Source organism: Acidithiobacillus albertensis (assembly GCF_001931655.1).
Lineage (GTDB): Bacteria > Pseudomonadota > Gammaproteobacteria > Acidithiobacillales > Acidithiobacillaceae > Acidithiobacillus > Acidithiobacillus thiooxidans.
This window is the reverse complement of record NZ_MOAD01000001.1, coordinates 2,207,291-2,226,038: the sequence shown is the minus strand read 5'-3', so window position 1 is coordinate 2,226,038 and position 18,748 is coordinate 2,207,291. Positions and strand designations below refer to the sequence as shown.

General features: G+C 51.3%; 19 protein-coding genes. 8 read left to right on the top strand and 11 right to left on the bottom strand.

Annotated features, from left to right (window positions below):
• Position 1: 1 nt before the first annotated feature.
• The 10 genes from BLW97_RS11470 to BLW97_RS11425 form a co-directional block, all read right to left on the bottom strand.
• Positions 2-1,039: a rod shape-determining protein gene (locus BLW97_RS11470; protein ID WP_372606774.1), complete on the bottom strand. Its 1,038-nt coding sequence runs from the start codon at positions 1,037-1,039 to the stop codon at positions 2-4.
• 226 nt (positions 1,040-1,265) lie between these two features.
• Positions 1,266-2,993 (bottom strand): thiosulfohydrolase SoxB, encoded by a 1,728-nt coding sequence (soxB, locus tag BLW97_RS11465; RefSeq protein ID WP_075323216.1) that lies wholly within the window; start codon positions 2,991-2,993, stop codon positions 1,266-1,268.
• Positions 2,994-3,011: 18 nt separating this feature from the next.
• Positions 3,012-3,539: a DUF302 domain-containing protein gene (locus tag BLW97_RS11460; RefSeq protein WP_035211608.1), complete on the bottom strand. Its 528-nt coding sequence runs from the start codon at positions 3,537-3,539 to the stop codon at positions 3,012-3,014.
• 71 nt (positions 3,540-3,610) lie between these two features.
• Positions 3,611-4,474 carry a sulfur oxidation c-type cytochrome SoxA gene (gene soxA, locus BLW97_RS11455; protein WP_075323215.1) on the bottom strand — a complete coding sequence of 288 codons (864 nt, stop codon included), beginning with the start codon at positions 4,472-4,474 and terminating at the stop codon, positions 3,611-3,613.
• A gap of 50 nt (positions 4,475-4,524) precedes the next feature.
• Positions 4,525-4,857, bottom strand: a complete 333-nt coding sequence (gene soxZ / locus BLW97_RS11450; protein ID WP_024892985.1) for a thiosulfate oxidation carrier complex protein SoxZ — start codon at positions 4,855-4,857, stop codon at positions 4,525-4,527.
• Positions 4,858-4,891: 34 nt separating this feature from the next.
• Positions 4,892-5,404, bottom strand: a complete 513-nt coding sequence (gene soxY, locus BLW97_RS11445) for a thiosulfate oxidation carrier protein SoxY (protein WP_024892986.1) — start codon at positions 5,402-5,404, stop codon at positions 4,892-4,894.
• A gap of 35 nt (positions 5,405-5,439) precedes the next feature.
• Complete coding sequence (soxX, locus tag BLW97_RS11440; RefSeq protein ID WP_010637254.1) at positions 5,440-5,835, bottom strand: sulfur oxidation c-type cytochrome SoxX; 396 nt, start codon at positions 5,833-5,835, stop codon at positions 5,440-5,442.
• A 324-nt stretch (positions 5,836-6,159) separates the two neighbouring features.
• A complete protein-coding gene (locus BLW97_RS11435) occupies positions 6,160-7,530 on the bottom strand; it encodes a sigma-54-dependent transcriptional regulator (RefSeq protein WP_075323214.1) in 1,371 nt (456 codons plus the stop codon).
• Positions 7,531-7,573: 43 nt separating this feature from the next.
• On the bottom strand, positions 7,574-8,950 hold the full coding sequence (locus BLW97_RS11430) for an ATP-binding protein (protein ID WP_226842597.1): 1,377 nt from the start codon (positions 8,948-8,950) through the stop codon (positions 7,574-7,576).
• 136 nt (positions 8,951-9,086) lie between these two features.
• A complete protein-coding gene (locus tag BLW97_RS11425) occupies positions 9,087-10,619 on the bottom strand; it encodes a PhnD/SsuA/transferrin family substrate-binding protein (RefSeq protein WP_075323213.1) in 1,533 nt (510 codons plus the stop codon).
• A gap of 59 nt (positions 10,620-10,678) precedes the next feature.
• On the opposite strand from BLW97_RS11425, the gene moaC reads away from it, so the two are divergent.
• Positions 10,679-11,173, top strand: a complete 495-nt coding sequence (gene moaC, locus BLW97_RS11420; protein WP_075323212.1) for a cyclic pyranopterin monophosphate synthase MoaC — start codon at positions 10,679-10,681, stop codon at positions 11,171-11,173.
• A 7-nt stretch (positions 11,174-11,180) separates the two neighbouring features.
• On the opposite strand, the gene BLW97_RS11415 is transcribed toward moaC, so the two are convergent.
• Positions 11,181-11,486: a hypothetical protein gene (locus BLW97_RS11415; protein WP_010637263.1), complete on the bottom strand. Its 306-nt coding sequence runs from the start codon at positions 11,484-11,486 to the stop codon at positions 11,181-11,183.
• Positions 11,487-11,664: 178 nt separating this feature from the next.
• Here BLW97_RS11415 and BLW97_RS11410 point away from each other — a divergent pair, with 178 nt between their 5' ends.
• The 7 genes from BLW97_RS11410 to dsrE2 all read left to right on the top strand — a co-directional run bounded on the left by BLW97_RS11410 (position 11,665) and on the right by dsrE2 (position 18,539).
• Positions 11,665-14,523 (top strand): molybdopterin oxidoreductase family protein, encoded by a 2,859-nt coding sequence (locus BLW97_RS11410; protein ID WP_010637264.1) that lies wholly within the window; start codon positions 11,665-11,667, stop codon positions 14,521-14,523.
• Between the two features lie 18 nt (positions 14,524-14,541).
• Positions 14,542-15,234 (top strand): 4Fe-4S dicluster domain-containing protein, encoded by a 693-nt coding sequence (locus tag BLW97_RS11405; RefSeq protein WP_010637265.1) that lies wholly within the window; start codon positions 14,542-14,544, stop codon positions 15,232-15,234.
• A 9-nt stretch (positions 15,235-15,243) separates the two neighbouring features.
• Complete coding sequence (locus BLW97_RS11400) at positions 15,244-16,182, top strand: dimethyl sulfoxide reductase anchor subunit family protein (RefSeq protein ID WP_024892991.1); 939 nt, start codon at positions 15,244-15,246, stop codon at positions 16,180-16,182.
• Between the two features lie 57 nt (positions 16,183-16,239).
• Positions 16,240-17,271 (top strand): GTP 3',8-cyclase MoaA, encoded by a 1,032-nt coding sequence (gene moaA, locus BLW97_RS11395; RefSeq protein WP_075323211.1) that lies wholly within the window; start codon positions 16,240-16,242, stop codon positions 17,269-17,271.
• Between the two features lie 72 nt (positions 17,272-17,343).
• The gene (locus BLW97_RS11390) at positions 17,344-17,673 is read left to right on the top strand and encodes a rhodanese-like domain-containing protein (protein WP_024892993.1); all 330 of its coding nucleotides are present in this window, start codon (positions 17,344-17,346) and stop codon (positions 17,671-17,673) included.
• Between the two features lie 124 nt (positions 17,674-17,797).
• A complete protein-coding gene (locus tag BLW97_RS11385) occupies positions 17,798-18,028 on the top strand; it encodes a sulfurtransferase TusA family protein (RefSeq protein WP_010637274.1) in 231 nt (76 codons plus the stop codon).
• Between the two features lie 40 nt (positions 18,029-18,068).
• Positions 18,069-18,539 (top strand): sulfur carrier protein DsrE2, encoded by a 471-nt coding sequence (dsrE2, locus tag BLW97_RS11380; protein ID WP_010637276.1) that lies wholly within the window; start codon positions 18,069-18,071, stop codon positions 18,537-18,539.
• Positions 18,540-18,748: the final 209 nt, after the last annotated feature.

Below are 18,748 nucleotides of genomic sequence, written 5' to 3'. Positions count from 1 at the left end.
ATTAATCGTCGGCGAATACCTCACCCAGAAGTTCTAGCTCTTCCAGAGCACGACCACTGCCTCGAGCCACACAGGTCAAAGGGTCTTCGGCAACGATCACCGGCAAGGAGGTCTCCTCCATGATGAGGCGGTCCAGATCGCGCAACAGGGCACCACCTCCCGTCAGCACCATACCGCGCTCGGCAATATCGCCAGCGAGCTCCGGAGGGGTTTGTTCCAGGGCCAGCTTGATGGCGCCAACAATGGCCCCCAGCGGTTCCTGAAGAGCCTCCATGATTTCATTGCTGTTGATGCTGAAAGTGCGGGGAACGCCTTCGGCGAGATTACGCCCGCGCACTTCAAGCGTCAGCACTTCCTGACCGGGATAAGCACAACCCACTTTTTTCTTGATTTCTTCGGCCGTACTTTCACCAATCAACATACCGTAATTGCGGCGAATATAATTAACGATGGCTTCGTCCATCTTGTCGCCCCCTACCCGGACGCTTTGGGAATAAACCACACCGCCCAGAGCAATTACCCCGACTTCAGTGGTCCCACCGCCAATGTCCACCACCATGGAGCCGGTGGGTTCGGCGACCGGCATGCCGGCGCCAATGGCTGCTGCCATGGGTTCTTCAATCAGATGCACTTCGCGGGCTCCTGCGCTCATGGCTGATTCGCGGATGGCACGGCGTTCAACCTGCGTGGCTCCGTAGGGCACACAAACAATAATACGGGGACTGGGGCTGAGAAAACGCTGGTGATGGACGCGCCGAATGAAGTGCTTGAGCATCGCCTCCGTAATTTCAAAATCGGCAATGACGCCGTCTTTTAAAGGCCGAATGGCGGTGATGTTGGCGGGGGTGCGTCCGAGCATCCGTTTGGCCTCTTCACCGACATGTAAACGCCGACTGCCTCCACCACGGCGGCCAGTATGAATGGCAACGACAGAAGGTTCCGAGAGGACAATGCCCTTTCCTCGCACATAAATCAGGGTATTGGCCGTACCCAGGTCAACAGCGAGGTCCGTGGAAAAAAGTCCAAGAATGCGTTTCATGATCATCTGGTTACAAGCCTTTATTATGCAAGTGGGGACACGGCCGGGACGTGAACAAAGTTAAACATCATTTCCGGGCTGCAAAATTCAGTGCGCAGTCTAGCATGAGGTATGGTTGAGATAAAATCTGGTGAAATGGGGTGATTTGGCTACAGGACCTTGTTTTGCCCACAAAAAAAACCAGCGGTAAAACCGCTGGCTAATGCTGCTCGTCACCTGAACATGGTTAAAGCTTGTAGGTTTTGGGAAAGGCAATGCCGTGGTTGTTTGCCATGTCCTTGTTGAGTACCGGCAGATCCACCTTGTCTACCCGTACATTCTTTTTGGATTGCAGCCACTGTGAAAAAATATCCCAGACTGGTTTCCCTTCAACAGGTTGCATGGCTGCCCATCCTGCCACTTTGTATTTTTTGCTGGCAGACATCGTTTGACCACCAATCCGCATATTGCTGCAACGATGATAGATTTTTTCATCGGGATTGAAATCATACTGAATATTCCCGACCCTTATCATATCCCCGCCCTGCTGATAATAGGGGTTCGGATTGAAGATGTTATCTGCCACCTGCTCCATGATGTTCTTGATTTGTTCGCCGGTGTAGGTGTTGACGGTAACCTGGGGATAGGTAATGGCCGTCTGACCCATGACGTCTTCCATGGTGATGGTTTCGCCGGGGAGTTTGCAGTAACCCCAACGGAAACCGGGGGAGAAAGAGACTTCGCAATCCATTTCTTCCCGTAAGGCATCACAGAGCAACTGGTCAAAGCTGCCATTAAAGTTGTCACGCCGATAAAGCAGGCTTTCGGTAGTAGCCAGAGGTTGCGCCAATTTCTGCTGATAAGGGCTGCGGACCTTATGGATATAGTCAGCCATCTCCGGATCTTCCTTGATCAGGTTGGAGAACACCGGCAGATAATGGAAACGCCAGCCATTGAGTTTGCCTTTGCCGACATCCAGATCGAAACGGGCTAATACCTTGCCATTGGTGCTGGTATTGATAATCAGCGTATTGCCGACCATGAAAGGCTTGGGTCCCATAATATCATGGGTATGGCCACCCAGAATGATGTCAATACCCTTGACCATTGCGGCCATTTTCTTGTCAACGTCAGCGCCGTTATGCGAGAGCACAACCACCAAGTCTGCGTGTTGTTTCTCGCGGCATTCTGTCACCATTTTCTGCATATGTTCGGTATGAATGCCAAACCCCCAGTCAGGTATCATGTAACCGGGATTGGCGATGGGGGTAAACGGAAAGGCCTGTCCAATAACGGCAATTTTACGGCCACTGACCTCATGAATATGGTAGGGTTTGAAAACCAGTTCCTGCCAGGTGTTGTTGAAGATATTCTGGGCCAGAAAATTGGCCTTGAGTTCAGTTTTGACCAGGTGCTCCACCTGATCCTGCCCGTAAGTGAATTCCCAGTGACCCACAAAATCATCTATTCCCAGGAGATTCTGGGCACCGACCATATCCGCACCCTTGGTCCAGAGACTGGTCGCTGAACCCTGCCAGGTATCGCCTCCATCCAGCAGCAAAACCTTGTCTCCCCTTTGTTGCCGATAACGTTTGACCAGGCTGGCGATGTGCGCGTATCCACCGATTTTACCGTATTTGTGCGCGAGGGTGTCGAAGTCCAGGCAAGAATAGGCATATTTGCTGGAAGAGGGGGTGGCTACTCCATAATAATCCAGCATCCACTGTCCGCAGAGATGGGGAACCTGATTCAGTACCTGCCCTACGCCGATGTTGGTATCCGGCTCACGCCACCATACCGGCAGCAATTGCGCATGGGAGTCAGTCATGTGCAATAAGGTGACATTCCCATAATCAGGAATTTCATAAGGGTCGGCATCTGCCCCCCACGCCGACTGCACGGCACCCGGTGTCAGGAAGCTGCCAGCACCGGCTATGCCCATTAATTGCATGAAATCACGTCTACTTAAGTTCATTGAATCCTCCGGTACGGATTAAAGCCCGCCAGCAGCGGCTTGCTTCATCACGGTAATAATCTGGTGATCCAGTTCCTGAGCCACTTTGGCGGATTCTGGATTTTTCGGGAAATATTTCAGGGCATAGGTGGGTAAATAGGTCATCAGTTTGAGTTGACCATTTTGTTCATACATGACAATTTTACAGGGTGCAAAAGCCCCAAATTCTGGTGTGCTTTTGAGAATTTTGGCACCCAGTACCAAATTACAGACCTCATAAATGACATAGGGCTGATTGCTTTTAATACCCCTTTCCTTGAGTCCCTGCTGAACATCCAGCGTGCCCACCACATTCATGTTTTCAGCCTCGGCACCGCTCTGAATACCCATTTTGATCTGGGCCGGAGTGACACCTTTTTGTACGTTGACAATGTACAATGGGCTGGCGGTATTAATTGCTGGCATTCCGGATACTGTCGAAGAAATCTCGGCACCCTGTGCCCAGCCGCCAAGAGTCAATCCCGTGCAACATAAGCCGAGCACGAGTAATGATTTTTTCATATTCATGGTATTCCCCATTGTTTCTGGTAGTAAGTAGTACCGGGTAAAAATTCAGGATTTATTACCCGGGGTTGAGTTCAGGGACGATATCCCGGCACGTTGATCTTGATGCCGTTGCTGAGATAACTCATGAAATATTCCAGCCGCTGGTAATCTGCACTTTCGAGCGGTTGTGGCACCGCACCTACTTTTTTGTCACAACCCTGCATCCGCTTTTGCAAAGTATTTACTGCCGACCAGGCAGCCCGATAAGTCGGGAAATGGGCGCTTTGACCTTGTACTGGAGAAATAATTTGTGCGCGTAAATATTTCCCGGCATAAGCAACATGGCAAGTAGCACAGGAAAAATTCAGTTGCCCGCGTTTCATGAAAAAGTAGGCTTTACCTTCTTCAAAGGCTTGCGTGGCCCCCGGACCCTGCACCTGAACATCCATTGGCATGCCATTGGACAAGGACGTCAGATATGTTTGCAAAGCCACCATATCACTGCTGCCATATTTAAGCGGTGCCTCACCATTAGCCTTGCGGCAGGCATTCAGACTGGTACCGATAGTTACTATGTCATGGGTTTTGGGGTCATACATGGGATAGTGCGCCGCCACACCCTTACCACCATCAGGATAACAACTGGCATAAGACTTGCCGTTAGCAAAAGGCTTGGTCCACAAAGCCTTGCCTTGGGATAAAGTCAAATCTCCGGGATTAAACTGAATGGCCTCCTGATATTGATTGTACATTTCCGGGCTGAATGCATAAGAACCCAGCGCGTACTTCTCCAAAGGCATTTTGGGATTTTGTTCCTTAAAATAGGTATGAAATTGTTTAAGCGTCTCGGCCGGTCCGACCTTGGTATTTCCCAGGTCCCACCAGTTGACTGCCTGCGCGGCGTCACTGACACCAGCTAGGCCTATGATTGAAAGCGCAATCAGCAACCGCTTCATGGGTTCCTCCTTTTATTGCAGGGGCGATTTCATTCGCCCCGATATAGGTATCAGGCTACTGTCAGTTTGGAATCGGCACTCCAGTTACCGCCGGTATTGTCTTTCCAGACCATTTTCAGGGTTCCGCTACTTTCGGCCCGCAATTTGAATGCGAGGTAGGGATTGGCACTGACGGCTGTACTCCAGTCAATGTCCAGTAAAGGTTTGTCATCAAATGTCACTGTGACGGTTTGGATAAAATGGGCCGGAATGACTTTTCCAGCCTTATCTTTGGTCAGACCCGTAGTCATGGGATTCATAATCAGTGAACGGATTTCGACAATTTCCCCTTTTTTGGCGCTGCTCGCCATGCGAATCATTGGGTTACCTACATTTCCTGCCATGGATAATTCCTCTTTTTAATGGGTGTATATTGGTTTAACCGCCGCAACCACCAATGGTGACTTTGACTTCCCGGGGAGCAGAGGCCATCAGAACGCCCTTATTGGTTTTGGCAACGACCCGGACATTGTCCGTTTTTGCCATTTTGATGCGTTGTTGGATGTATGCTTTACCTGCTGCGGGCGTAAACGTGAACTGACTGGCCAGAGGGGTGGGATTGTGATCGACAAACAGATAAACCGCTGCAATGTAATCGTCCGCCGTCATGGGCGAATCAACTTCAATGGTGACGGGAACCGCTCCGCCGTTTTCAGCAATAGTGGGCGCGGTCAGTTTGACTTTGGATGACACCGGCACGTTAGTTTTACCGACGGAATCGGACATAGCCTCTTTCAGTAACTTGGCATCAAAAGCTTTTGCAGGCCATCCGGCAACATTGTCTGCAAAGGCCAGTTGTGGCTTGATCAAGCCAAGACCAGCAGCCGTAGCTAAGGCCCCTGTAGCCAGGCTGGCACCTAAAAACTGGCGTCGCTCAATGGGTTTACTCATCATTATTGTCTCCTTAGGAATTACAGATGGATTATTTACTTCAAAGACCACAAATAGTCGGCAACCTGCTCTAACTGTGTCTGCGTCAGCACTTTGTTCTTGCCAAATTCCGGCATGTTTGCGTAAGGAAATAGTTTTTCAGGATCACCTAAAAAAGCGACAAGTTTTTCCTTGGTCTGAAACATCTGCTGAAAGGTCACCCCCTGCATGGGCAGGGCCGGACCCACATTGCCCGCCATGGTTCCGCCCGGTAGAGCGTGGCAGGCAAGACAGTTTCCCTGAGCGCGATTGAAGGCAATAGCTTTGCCGGCCTGAATACTGCTGACGTTGCCCGGCGCTTCTGCCGCTGCGCCATTTAGGCTAAATCCCAGACAGGAAATACCCGTCACCAGCAAACCGATCTGAGCCAGCTGTTTATTTCTGTGCTTCATAAAATGCTCCTTTAATGCAGCGCGACCTACTGGCGCGGCAAGATTAATTAGCAGCTTTTGTGCCATCATTTTAGACAGAATGGCTTCTTACAATAAACAATAAAATAGTCTGTAATGTATAATTTCTGGTACCGTTTTTTTAGCCATTTTTACGGCATTTTCAGCCCTAAATCTGGATCAATAGGTGTTTTTTAATGATTCAGACCGGAAGGTACAAAGGCGCTGTGCGGGTGAGGGTGTTGCCGCGCGCAAGAGAAGGGGCAGTCGAGAGAAAAAACAGTGTGCCAAAAGGACCAGATGTTTCGCACCGGTCCCTGCAATGGATCAGTTATCGAGGTTGTCTTCTTCAGAATCCTGGTCGCCAAGCAGGCCGATATTTTTCATTTTGGTCCGCAATTGTTTGCGGCTGATACCCAGAAGAACAGCCGCCTGACTTTGATTAAACCGGGTTTTTTCAAGGGCGCTGAGCACGGTTTGCCTTTCCAGGGCAGGTAAATCAAAGAGGCTTGCCGTACCGGATCCACCAGCCCCAGCATTTTGCTGGCAGATGTCGGGAGGGAGGTCCTGCCGCTGTATGTGTCCATGACGATTGAGCACCACCATCCGTTCCAGAAGGTTTTCAAGTTGTCTGATATTGCCGGGCCACTCATAGGCCTCCAGGGCAGCCAGGGCCTCATTGCTGATGGTGACTGTTGGGCTACGGCCAATGACGCTGCAGATTTGTTCCAGAAAATGATGTACCAGCGGTGCGATGTCCGCGCGTCGCTCGCGCAGCGGAGGAATATGGAGCGGAATGACATTCAGCCGATAATAGAGATCTTCCCGGAACCGGCCTTCAGCTACGGCCTTGGCCAGATCCATGTGGGTGGCCGCCACGATCCGGGCCAACATGCGCAAGGGTTGATGGGTGCCCAGACGGGTAAATTCCCGTTCTTGCAGGGCGCGGAGCAGTTTGACCTGCATGGCGAGGGGCATATCTCCCACTTCATCCAGAAAAAGGGTTCCGGCACCCGCCATTTCCAGTTTGCCGGCCTGGGTGCGTGTCGCTCCCGTAAAGGCGCCTTTTTCATAGCCAAAAATTTCACTTTCCACCAACTCCAGGGGAATGGCGCCACAGTTAAAAGCGACAAAAGGTTGGTCGGCCCGATTGGAAGCTTGATGCAAGGCACGCGCAACCAGCTCCTTACCGGTCCCGGATTCTCCGGTAATCAGCACATTGGAGGGAGCTGGAGCTACCAGATCAATGGTTTCCAGCAGGGCTTCGATAGCGCGGCTGACTCCGATCAAGCCGTGCCGGCGTGGCTCCTGACGCATGGGGGGTAGTGACCTGCCACGACGTCCCAGGGTTTGGCGAATCAAGGCGATCAGTTCGCCCTCATCAACCGGTTTAGTCAGATAATGTTCGGCACCCGCCTTGATGGCTTCGACCGCCTGCTCAATTTCTCCGTAGGCTGTCGTAATAATGACCGGTATTTCAGGATGCGTCGCCTTGATATTGCGCAATAGTTCGGTGCCGGAAAGCCCGGGAAGGCGCTGATCAGTCAGGATCAAGTCGGGTGCATTGCTTGCAATGATTGCCAGCGCCTGTTCGCCATTTTCGGCTTCCAGTACCTGGAAACCCTCGGCAGTCAGTACCGCTGCCAAAACACAGCGAAGGTTTTTTTCATCTTCTACAATTAAAATCAGATTTTGCATGTTTATAGGGTCGGTCTCAGAAATTTTTTGGTCATGGTCATCATCAGGATGACAGGGGAAGCTTACAGGGCAAATGGAGAATGAATCTGGCACCGGAATGGGTTTCGCACAATTCTACGCTGCCATCATGCACCATCATGATTTTGGTGACCACGGCCAATCCCAGACCGCTACCCTTGGTTTTGGTGGTGACATAGGGTTTGAAAATGTTCTTCCGTTTTTCCGGAGGAATGCCCGGCCCATTATCAGAAACCATAATGTCCAGCTGCGCAAGCCCGGATTTTTCTGCAGCAAGATGCAGTTCCCCATCTTGCATGGGCAGGGCATCAATGGCATTGAGAATCAGATTGCTCAAAGCCTGTTCGATCAGGGAAGGGTCCAGCATGGCATGCAGGGATTCCGGGCAATCCAGAGTGGCCATAATGGTTTTGGTCTCCAGGTCTGCGCGATGCCTGGATAGACACCGCTCCAGCAGATGCCGGATTTGCGTGTCGACAGGAATCGCCGCGTAGGGCCGGCCAAAGTCCAGAAAGCCCTGTGTCATGTCATACAGGCGCTGCACTTCTTCTTCAATGATGCGGATAAAATCGCCTTGATTGTCAGCCTGACCATAGCGTACCAGGTAACGTGCGGCACCGCGCAGGGAGGACAGGGCATTGCGGATTTCATGGGCCACCTGTGCAGACATTTCACCAATGGTGGCCATACATTGCATGGCCTGTTGGCGCTGGTGCAGCTGACGAAGCTCCAGTAAATGTTCCCTGAGGCGCTGTTCGGTGAAGCGAAAAGCCCATTCCAGGCGGTACAGTTCGTCGCCCGACTGGGGAGTGCGGACAAGGGTGAACTTCTTGTCGAGGCCAAGACGGTCTTCCATGCTTTCAATTTCATCCAGTAGTCTTAATACCGGACGCGTCATCGCCAGGCTGACCAGATAGGCTCCCAACAGGCCCAGTAATGCGGTAATCAAGCCAAGTACAATCAACCGACTGGTGGTTCTATCCAGGCGCTGGTTCACCAGTCTGTTAATGTGTTTCTGATTACCCTGGAGATATACGGCGCCCAGCTGATTACCTCCGGCCAGAACAGGTGCAGCGAAGTGATCGGCCTGATGGGCGTTGGCTCTGGACAAATATGAAGGGAGGGTTTGTCCCAGCTGGCGGATATCGGGGCTGGCTACCACGACATTTCGGCTATTGGTGATGACTACTGTTTGCACCAAAGGATTGTGCAGTTCTGCCAGCTTGCCCAGTTTTCCACCATCTTTCAGCAGGAGAGGGTCTGCTGCCGAGCTGGCCAGCGTTTCCGTCAGCCGCAGCAATTCGGTCTGTACCTGATTGGTGAGATCGTTGCGTACGGATGTGTATAAAAATATGGAGATTGATAAATAAATCAGAGCCACTAGAAGCAGCACAAAAGTCATGCTTTTGGCTCGCCAGGACATATTTTGCCAAAAGTGCATCACTGGCTGGAAAATATGTACAACGACTGCCCGGGTCTTCCAAACATCCTGTTTTTTTGAGGAAGCAGGAATATCTGGTCCTGAAGCCTTGCTCGGACTAGGCATCAGGCAGAATGCTGAAACGCATGAAACCGGCCGTGTCCAGCACGTTGAGGGGCATTTTCGCAACCTGTTGTTTGACAGCGCTGTGTATTCCGAGCGGCAGCTGGCGTTTGCCGACCAGTGTCCATACCGGTGCCCGGCCGGCGCTTTGAACAATCGACCAGATACCGGGTAATTCTTTTTCTAGGGTCATGACAGTAGCTGTACGGACTATGCCGAGTGTGGCACGATTTTCTGCCAATGCTGTAAAAACAGCGTGCTCTGAACCTTCCGGAACCCATGTCACCGGTCTGTTACCGGCCAGGCGGAGCAGTTTGGCTTTAGCCAGAGAGCGGGCACTGCAGTAAGGGCTGGCAAAAGCAATGCGCAGGGGACCCGTGGATGGCCCGGTGCCTGGTGTCGACATATCCCTACGAATAATCGCCAGGCCATGCAGGTCATGGCGAGGAACTGACTGGGCAATAGGCAGCATCTGCGTTTTTTCCATGGCGACCATTCTGGGGGTTAGCAGGGCGAAGTCAAATTTGCCAGCGCGCCCATCGGCGACGAAACTCTGTTCGTTATGGGGAATGACCAGCTGTACAGGAAGTCCCGTGGCTTCATTCAACGCCTTTTGCAGCGGGGCAAAAATTTGGTATGCCGCTATCGGTGTGAAAGTGGGCGGAATTCCCAAGGTCATGGCTTCTTGCGGCACTTTGGGAAGGAGTTTGACCCCGTGTATTTCTTGATAGAGGGTGCGTAGCGCATTGTAATCCCCATCATTGATGGCTTTGAATCCTGCTGCCAGACCCCCAAGAGCCTGAATGCTGACGGGATCCTGCATTTTTGCTGTCAGTAGAGCGGCGGTGAGTTTCGTGCGGACGTTGGCGGGCACGCCGGCAGAAGCCGCCAGTAGGTCGCCGGGGCCGACCTCGGCATCGGCAATGGCGCGCAGGGTTCCCGAATGGATATAGGGTGCTGCAACGTTTTTGGCAACCGCTGTAGCATCGTAAAAACGCGCAGCCACATCCATGAGCGCACTCTGATCTGATCCACTTTGCCGAAAAACACTAAAACTTTTGGGTGTCATCCCCAGCTCACGAAACATGGACAAGGGTACCAGCGAGGAAGCTGCACAGGCAGGATCCCCCATGACAAAGCTGCGGTTCCTGAGTTGTAACACGTTGTGGATGGGGCTGTTACGACGCACGACAATAACACTATGGTTTCCGCCGGGAGTGGGAATCACTCCGGCGAGAGGGTAATAAGCCTGTTGATGGGCACTGCGGATGTAAGCAATAGGACAAAAAAGCACCATTTGCGGAGTGTTTTGGTCGGCCTGATTGTAAAAGCTTTGTAGATTGGCGCTGAAGCTCAGTGTGATTTTTTGATTAATGGCATGGCTTAAGTAGTTGGCCAGCGGTGTGAATGCGGCATACATGACGGCCGGGCTACTGACCGGGGGCAAGAGAAAGCGTAAATCGGCTTGCGCTGGCAAGGCGAAACAACAGAGAATCAAACACAGCCAGAGCTGTCTTTTGGTTTTCATGAGAAATTCCAGAGCCGTTCGGATAGGTTCAAATTGTAAGCAAAAGGAGTGCCAGATTCATGTCTGTTCCTGAAAATCTGAATCATTTTAATGCGCAGGGCGAAGCCCACATGGTCGATGTTGGCGCGAAGGCGGTGAGTACGCGGATTGCCATTGCAGAAGGCGAAATCAACATGGCAGAAAGCACCTTCCACCACATTACCGAAGGGCAGATTCACAAAGGTGATGTGCTCGGAATTGCCAGAATAGCCGCCATCCAGGCCACTAAAAGAACCTGGGAGCTGATCCCTTTGGCACACCCGTTGTTCTTGACGGCTGTTCAGGTGGACCTTATTCCTGAAACTGACCCCACCCGCATTGTTTGTCGTGCGGAAGTACACTGTGCAGGGCAAACCGGCGTGGAAATGGAAGCATTAACTGCCGTATCTGTTGGGTTGCTGACCATATACGATATGTGCAAGGCAATAGACAGGGGTATGATCATCAGTGACATCCGCCTGCTTAAAAAGGAAGGCGGCAAGACGGGCCTCTGGACAAGAGAGGCCCACTCGTAAACTTCAATTATTTGCCGCGATGCGGGCTGGAGCTATAACGCATCATGACATCCGTGTCTTTCCAGCTGGCTTCCTTCAGAATTTCATCCGGAATCATATAACGATCCTGGGGAGCCACATCCTGGAATTTCACCACGCGCAGCACATCTCCATAAGGTAACTTGCGCAGCAGGCCATCTTTGTCGGTGGCCCGAACGATCATGGCATCCTTGAGCAGGGCGTAGACATAGAAATTACCGGGACGCAATTTACCTTCCTTATCCTTCCAGGTCACGGTAATGCGGGAATGTTCTTTGAAATCGTTGCGAATCATGAATGCATCTCCTTGGACTAAGCGCCATTAAACTAATCATCGTCCCTACCACAAAGCAAATAAGGACTACTTATTACAAAATCAAAAACGCTGACTTGCTTTATCAGGCACGCTCCGCCAAGATTTCGGCGATAACGGGATGTCCCCGATTTGTTGCAGCCAGGCGCGAGGTACAAATATGGCTACGGTTATGGAATTTGAAGACCACAGCAAGCAGGAAATCAAGTACTCCACTTGCTACATGTGTGCTTGTCGTTGTGGCATCAAAGTCACTGTAGAAGACAATAAGGTACGATTTATCCAGGGTAACCGCAACCACCCCATCAATCAGGGTGTGCTTTGTGCCAAAGGCTCTGCAGGCATCATGAAGCAGTATTCGCCGGGTAAATTGCGTAATCCACTGCGGCGTAAGCCCGGTACCGAGCGTGGAGCTGGAGAGTTCGAGGAAATTTCCTGGGACGAAGCTATTAACACCCTGACCGAAAGATTGGCCCATATCCGGGCCACCGATCCAAATAAACTCGCCTATTTTACGGGACGTGACCAGATGCAGGCGCTCACAGGATTGTGGGCGCAGCAGTTTGGAACCCTGAACTGGTCGGCCCATGGCGGCTTCTGTTCGGTGAACATGGCTACTGCCGGATTGTATATGCTGGGTCACGCGTTCTGGGAATTTGGTGATCCGGATTGGGATCGTACCAAGTATTTCATGCTCTGGGGTGTGGCCGAAGATCACTCCTCCAATCCCCTGAAAATCGGTTTGGAAAAACTCAAGCGTCATGGTGGCAAGTTTGTCGGAATCAATCCTGCGCGAACGGGGTATCAGGCCATCGCCGATGAGTGGGTGCCCATCAAGCCAGGTACTGATGGCATGCTTGCCCTGTCCATGGTCCATGTTCTGCTTCAGAACGAACAGTTCGACTGGGATTTTCTGCTACGCTATACCAATGCCCCTTTCCTGGTCGTCAACACACCGGGTAAAGTCGGTGACGGCCTGATTCTGCGTGATGCCGAAGGACATCCCATGATTTGGGATATCCAGAAAGAATGCTTCGCCAATGGCATGGAAGCGGGCTCAGCCGGAGCCATGTTTGGAGAATATACGGCCCCCGACGGCAGGCCGGTGCGTACGGTCATGTCGATTCTGGCGGAACGTTATCTCAGCGACGAATTTTCTCCGGAAAATGCCAGTAAAATTACGGGCATTCCCGCCGAGACCATTGAACGGCTGGCGCTGGAAATGGCGCATGTGGCTTTCAAGGAAAGTATTGAAATCAATGTAGAGTGGACGGACTGGGCTGGACGCAAGCATGACAAGTTCATTGGTCGTCCGGTTTCCATGCACGCCATGCGCGGTATTTCAGCGCATTCCAATGGTATGCAGTCAGCTCGGGCCATTCACTTGCTGCAGGTATTGCTGGGTACGATTGATTGCCCCGGAGGCTTCAGATCCAAGGCCCCTTACCCCAAGCCCGTCCCGCCAGCAGTTAAACCCGCTCAGCACAGTGCGCCCAATACGCCCCTCAAGTCTTCGCCGTTGGGTTTCCCCACTGCACCGGAAGATCTGGTTATTGATGAAAATGGTCAGCCCAAACGCATTGATAAGGCCTATTCCTGGGAAGCACCTATAGCCAACCACGGCTTGATGCATATGGTGGTCACCAATGCGGTCAATAAAGACCCCTATGCTATTGATACCCTGATTTTCTTTATGGCCAACATGAGTTGGAACTCCACCATGAACACGGCCAATGTTCAGGATATGCTGAAATCCAAAGACGAGAATGGCGAATATAATATTCCCTTTCTGGTGGTGGTAGACGCCTTCCATTCGGAAATGGTTAATTTTGGTGATCTGATTCTGCCAGATACCACTTATCTGGAGCGTTATGATGCCATCTCACTGCTGGATCGTCCGATTTCCGAGCCGGATGCCATTTGTGACTCCATTCGTCATCCAATCCTCAAGCCTGATCGCAATGTGCGTCCCTGGCAGGAAGTCATGGTGGACATTGCCGGTCGTCTCAAATTCCCGGCTTTCACCAAGGAAAATGGAGAACCCCGTTTTTCCGGCTACAAGGATTTCATTACTAACTACGAGCGTGCGCCCGGAATAGGCTTCCTGGCAGGCTGGCGTGGTGAAGATGGTGAAACCCACTTGCGTGGGGCACCAAACCCCAATCAATGGGATCGTTACATCGAAAATCAGGGGTTCTTCAAGTATCACTTGCCGGAGTCCATGGCTTTTTATCGCTTTGCCAACAAGGAATACCTGGAGTTGTCCCAGCGTATTGGTTTCAATCCGACGGCTGATCCCATCATCATTGAACTGTATTCCGAGACCTTCCAGCGTTTCCGTCTGGCAGGTATGGGTCTCTACGATGGTCCACAGCCCAAGGATCCGGTAGACCGCGAGCGTTTGGCAACCTATTTTGATCCGCTGCCAGCTTTTTATGAGCCGCTGGAACAGCAGCGCGTGGACAAAAAAGAATACCCATTCTTTGCCGTCAATCAGCGCCCCATGATGATGTACCACTCCTGGGACAGCCAGAACGCCTGGCTGCGCCAGATTATCGCCCAGAACTATATGTATATGAACCGCAAGCGCGGTGAGCAGATGGGGATTGTCGATAAAAGCTGGGTATGGGTGGAAAGTCATAACGGAAAAATCCGGGTGCAGGTCAAGCTCATTGAAGGCTGTCAGGAAGATACCGTCTGGACCTGGAATGCCATTGGTAAACAATCCGGAGCCTGGGGCCTGAAGCCGGAAGCCGCTGAAGCAACACGCGGTTTCTTGATGAATCATCTGATTTCCGAACTACTTCCAGCCAAGCAGGGGGAAAGACGTTTGACCAATTCCGACCCTATTACTGGTCAGGCGGCATGGTACGATCTGATGGTCAAAATATATCCGGCGGCACCAGGAGAAGAAGGCACCTGGCCCGTATTCCCAACCATGAAGCCTTTACCTGGTGATACCCCAGCACCTGACGTGCTGCGTTACCATACCCACAAGCCCGTCAATCTGAAATCCTGACGTGCCAAGGAGACTATTATGAGACTCGGATTAGTCATTGATCTGGACACCTGCGTGGGCTGCCATGCCTGCGCGGTGGCTTGCAAAGAATGGAATACCAGTGGCACCACAGCGCCGCTGACCGATTATGATCCCTACGGCGCCAAGCCATCCGGGGTCTGGTTCAACCGTATCCGGCATTTTGAAATAGGGGACTACCCCTATAACAAAACCGTCAATTTTCCCATGTCCTGTATGCATTGTGAAAACGCCGAATGTGTGACGGTTTGTCCCACCGGTGCTTCCTACAAGCGCGCTGAAGATGGCATTGTTCTGGTCGATCAGAACAAATGTATGGGTTGTAATTATTGTTCCTGGGCATGCCCTTATGGTGCCCGCGAGTTGGATCGCGTCTCCGGAACCATGAAAAAATGCACCCTGTGTATTGACCGTATTTATGATATGGAAATTCCGGAGGAAGAAAGGCAGCCTGCCTGTGTACTGACTTGTCCGGCGCATGCTCGTATGTACGGCGATCTGGATGATCCGGAAAGTCCGGTTAGTCGTGCTGTGCGTGATCGGGGCGGCTATCAGCTGATGCCCGAACTGAATTACAACCCTACCAACCATTATTTGCCGCCCCGTGTTCATGCCCCGATCCCCACTGAAGAGCTGAAGAAAAAAGCAGTTCGTAAAGTGAAAGAATGGGTCAACCGCGTAGTTGAGCGTTAAGGAGATACCATGCATCCGGCACTCGCAGTTATTTTTCTGACGCTTTTTTCTGGCGGTGGTTTTGGCATTATGGCCTTGACGGCCATCATCAATGATTTTCAGATTGATGGCGGGTTAAATCCCCTGCAGACCATGGTCGCAGTCATTCTCTCGCTGGTTTTTGTCAGCATCGGCATGCTTTCTTCTACCGCGCATCTGGCGAACCCCAAGAACGCCTGGAGGGCTTTTACCCGTTGGCGCACCTCCTGGTTGGCCCGCGAAGGAGTTTTTGCGGTGTTATATTATCCGTTTGCTTTTGCTTATCTGGTCTGGGTGTTTTTCACGGCAGGCACACAGGATACGGTAGGTTTGATTCTGGTGAATCTGGCTGGCCTGATTGGTCTGATTACCATTTTCTGTCAGGGCATGATTTATGCCGTGCTCAGAACCATTCGCCAATGGAATACGGCTCTTGTACCCGCAAATTTCTATGTTATGGGTTTGGCCATTGGTGCCACGATTCTGGCTGCCGAGCGAATGATCATGGGAGCACCGGCGCTTACCCTGGTGGGAATTGCCCTGGGTCTGCTGGTCGCGGCAGCGGTCATGAAAGGTATTTATTATTTCTGGATTGGTCGTCCAAACGGTCCGACCATTCGTACGGCAACCGGTTTCAACCGTTCAACCGTGCGGATTCTAGAGCAGGGCCATACCTTTGGTACTTTTCTGACGGAAGAGTTCGGACATACTTTGCCCAGTGCCAAGGCGCGCAGTATTAAATTCATGATGTATATATTTGCCTTCATTATACCGGTGGCCGCTTTGATCATTGGCTTCCTGACCGGGCAATTGTTTTTCGCATGGCTTGCCATTGTGTCCGTTGTTTTTGGTATTGGTGTTGAACGCTGGCTGTTTTTTGTTGAGGCCCAACACGTCATCAATCTGTACCATGGCCGTCAGCAATGTTGAACTGGGTCTGAAAAGAGGTCTAGTATAGTTTTTTCATTATTGCTGAGGTGAATGGATATGGCGCAGGAAGTGTTTGCTGTACCGGCACGGGAATCCGCTCTGGCGGATCGTTTCGGGAGGCAGATTACTTACCTGCGTATTTCCGTTACGGAGCACTGTAATTTCCGTTGCTCCTACTGCTCACCGGCAGAAGGCACTCCTTTTTTTGCCAGAAAAGATCACCTTCAGGTGGATGAGTATGATCGCCTGATCGGGGTTTTTGCAGACTTGGGTGTGCGCCACATGCGCTTTACTGGTGGTGAGCCACTCATACATCCGCACTTGCCTGATCTGATTGCTGCCGCCCATCAGCATGGAATTGGTAAAATCAGTATCAGTACAAATGGCTTGTTACTGGCTCGCAAGGCCGAACAACTACAACAATCCGGGGTCAATAATCTCAATATCAGTCTGGACAGCTTGGAACCGGAAGTATTTGCCCGGGTCACCCGGGGTGGAAATCTGCAAGAGGTTCTGCACGGAATTTCTGTCGCAATCAGTGCTGGTATTCCCCGTATTAAGCTGAATGTGGTGCTCATGCGTACCGAAAACGGCCATAATCTCGCTGATCTGGTGCGCTACGCTTTGGCGCAGCATGTTGATATCCGTTTTATTGAAACCATGCCCCTGGGACAAGCCGGAAGCGAGGCCCAAAACGCGGAATTTTTGAGTGCAAGCGAAGCGAAAATGCTCATTGAAAAAGAGCTGGGCACTTTGTATCCGGCCTTTCGGCCGACGGATAATGGTCCCGCCCGGCTTTTTCAGTTTGCAGAGCACCCACGTTCGCAAATCGGATTTATCACGCCCATCAGCGAAAATTTTTGTGCCACCTGTAATCGGGTCCGCCTGACTGCAAGTGGTCGACTGGTATTTTGTCTGGGCCAGGAAAATGGTATGGACCTGCTACCTTTGCTGAGAGGAAGCAGCAGAAACGAAGAAATTGCCGATGAAATCCGCGATAGGATTTGGCAGGATAAACCCGAACGTCACGAATTTGTCACAGATCCGGATCGTTCTTCGCGGATATTCATGATGCGTTTGGGTGGATAATGGTGCTACACGTGAACGAATACATGGTGTAAGCTAGCAGATGACATTATTTAATTAATTGGTGAATAGCTTATGTACGGTTTTCAGGAAATCACGGCAGATCAACTCAAGGCCTTGAGCGATCAAGGTGATGAGTTCATTCTGGTGGATGTACGTTCTCCCGCTGAGGTGGCACGTGGCATCATCGAAGGAGCCCGGCACGTACCCTTGCACATGCTGCCGATGTCTCTACAGCAGTTAGATAAATCCAAAACGGTGGTATTTTATTGTCTCAGCGGTGGACGTTCAGCCCAGGCCGCAGCTTTTGCCGCTGCTCAGGGTTTTGGGCAAGTGCTTAATTTGCGTGGTGGAATTTCAGCCTGGGCGAATCGTGGACTGCCTATTGGTCAGCTACCCGGTTGATTAGCATTTTCTAAAATAGGGGTGCTTAATCATCAAATCAAAATATTTGCCTTGCTGTTCCCCCTTTTCCTGATACAGTCTTGCAGGTAGTTTTCAGACATCAATAACCTTAGGAGGTTAAACCATGGTACAAGAAGATCAAGTACTCGACGCACGTGGCCTGAATTGCCCCTTGCCCATCCTGCGCACCAAAAAGGCTCTCGGTGAGCTGACTTCCGGTCAGGTTTTGAAGATCGTCGCCACTGATCCCGGCGCGGTAAAAGATTTTGAAGCATTTGCCAAGCAGACCAAGAATCCTCTTTTGGAGCATGCTGAAGCAGCTGGCGAATTTATCTTCTTCATCCAGAAGGCATAATTGAATGAGGTTGGGCTGACCGCCTGACCAGGAGTAGAAAATGGACGAGAAAAAACTGGCGATTGTTGCCACAAAAGGCACCCTTGATTGGGGATATCCTCCCTTTATCCTGGCATCCACTGCTGCAGCCCTGGGCTACAGTGTGGAAATCTTCTTCACCTTTTACGGTCTGCAATTGCTCAAGAAAGATCTGAGTCATCTGCGCGTCAGCCCCTTGGGTAATCCGGCCATGCCGATGCCTGTTCCCATGCCTACCCTGATGATGGTGTTGCCGGGTATGGAAGGAATGGCCACATCCATGATGAAAAGCAAAATGAAAGCCAAGGGCGTAGCCAGTCTGGATGAATTGCGCGAGCTTTGTGTTGAAGCTGAAGTAAGAATGATCGCTTGTCAGATGACAGTCGATCTTTTCGAGTTTGATACGGCTGACTTTATTGACGGAATTGAATTGGGTGGTGCAGCGGCCTTTTTTGAATTCGCCGGTGAGTCCGATATCACGTTATTTATTTGAACCAATGATCTGTGCTGCGGGTCGAAAAGGTACGACGTATTAATTACGAGCGAGGAGCGAGTAGATGGCGACTTACGCTGAAATGAAAGAGATGTTTGACGAAATCCGTGCGGATTTTCGTTATGACCACGAACTCAATGGCTGTTTGAATTGTGGCATTTGTACGGCTACCTGCCCGTCGGCGCAGTTCTACGATTATAGTCCCCGTG

Bases quoted from the DNA above. Each gene is read 5' to 3' on its own strand.
- BLW97_RS11430 (WP_226842597.1), bottom strand. From the start codon at position 8,950: ATGACTTTTGTGCTGCTTCTAGTGGCTCTGATTTATTTATCAATCTCC.
- soxY (WP_024892986.1), bottom strand. From the start codon at position 5,404: ATGAGTAAACCCATTGAGCGACGCCAGTTTTTAGGTGCCAGCCTGGCT.
- BLW97_RS11390 (WP_024892993.1), top strand. From the start codon at position 17,344: ATGTACGGTTTTCAGGAAATCACGGCAGATCAACTCAAGGCCTTGAGC.
- moaA (WP_075323211.1), top strand. From the start codon at position 16,240: ATGGCGCAGGAAGTGTTTGCTGTACCGGCACGGGAATCCGCTCTGGCG.
- BLW97_RS11425 (WP_075323213.1), bottom strand. From the start codon at position 10,619: ATGAAAACCAAAAGACAGCTCTGGCTGTGTTTGATTCTCTGTTGTTTC.
- BLW97_RS11435 (WP_075323214.1), bottom strand. From the start codon at position 7,530: ATGCAAAATCTGATTTTAATTGTAGAAGATGAAAAAAACCTTCGCTGT.
- BLW97_RS11470 (WP_372606774.1), bottom strand. From the start codon at position 1,039: ATGAAACGCATTCTTGGACTTTTTTCCACGGACCTCGCTGTTGACCTG.
- BLW97_RS11415 (WP_010637263.1), bottom strand. From the start codon at position 11,486: ATGATTCGCAACGATTTCAAAGAACATTCCCGCATTACCGTGACCTGG.
- soxB (WP_075323216.1), bottom strand. From the start codon at position 2,993: ATGAACTTAAGTAGACGTGATTTCATGCAATTAATGGGCATAGCCGGT.
- BLW97_RS11405 (WP_010637265.1), top strand. From the start codon at position 14,542: ATGAGACTCGGATTAGTCATTGATCTGGACACCTGCGTGGGCTGCCAT.
- soxA (WP_075323215.1), bottom strand. From the start codon at position 4,474: ATGAAGCGGTTGCTGATTGCGCTTTCAATCATAGGCCTAGCTGGTGTC.
- BLW97_RS11400 (WP_024892991.1), top strand. From the start codon at position 15,244: ATGCATCCGGCACTCGCAGTTATTTTTCTGACGCTTTTTTCTGGCGGT.
- moaC (WP_075323212.1), top strand. From the start codon at position 10,679: ATGTCTGTTCCTGAAAATCTGAATCATTTTAATGCGCAGGGCGAAGCC.
- soxZ (WP_024892985.1), bottom strand. From the start codon at position 4,857: ATGGCAGGAAATGTAGGTAACCCAATGATTCGCATGGCGAGCAGCGCC.
- BLW97_RS11410 (WP_010637264.1), top strand. From the start codon at position 11,665: ATGGCTACGGTTATGGAATTTGAAGACCACAGCAAGCAGGAAATCAAG.
- BLW97_RS11385 (WP_010637274.1), top strand. From the start codon at position 17,798: ATGGTACAAGAAGATCAAGTACTCGACGCACGTGGCCTGAATTGCCCC.
- soxX (WP_010637254.1), bottom strand. From the start codon at position 5,835: ATGAAGCACAGAAATAAACAGCTGGCTCAGATCGGTTTGCTGGTGACG.
- BLW97_RS11460 (WP_035211608.1), bottom strand. From the start codon at position 3,539: ATGAATATGAAAAAATCATTACTCGTGCTCGGCTTATGTTGCACGGGA.
- dsrE2 (WP_010637276.1), top strand. From the start codon at position 18,069: ATGGACGAGAAAAAACTGGCGATTGTTGCCACAAAAGGCACCCTTGAT.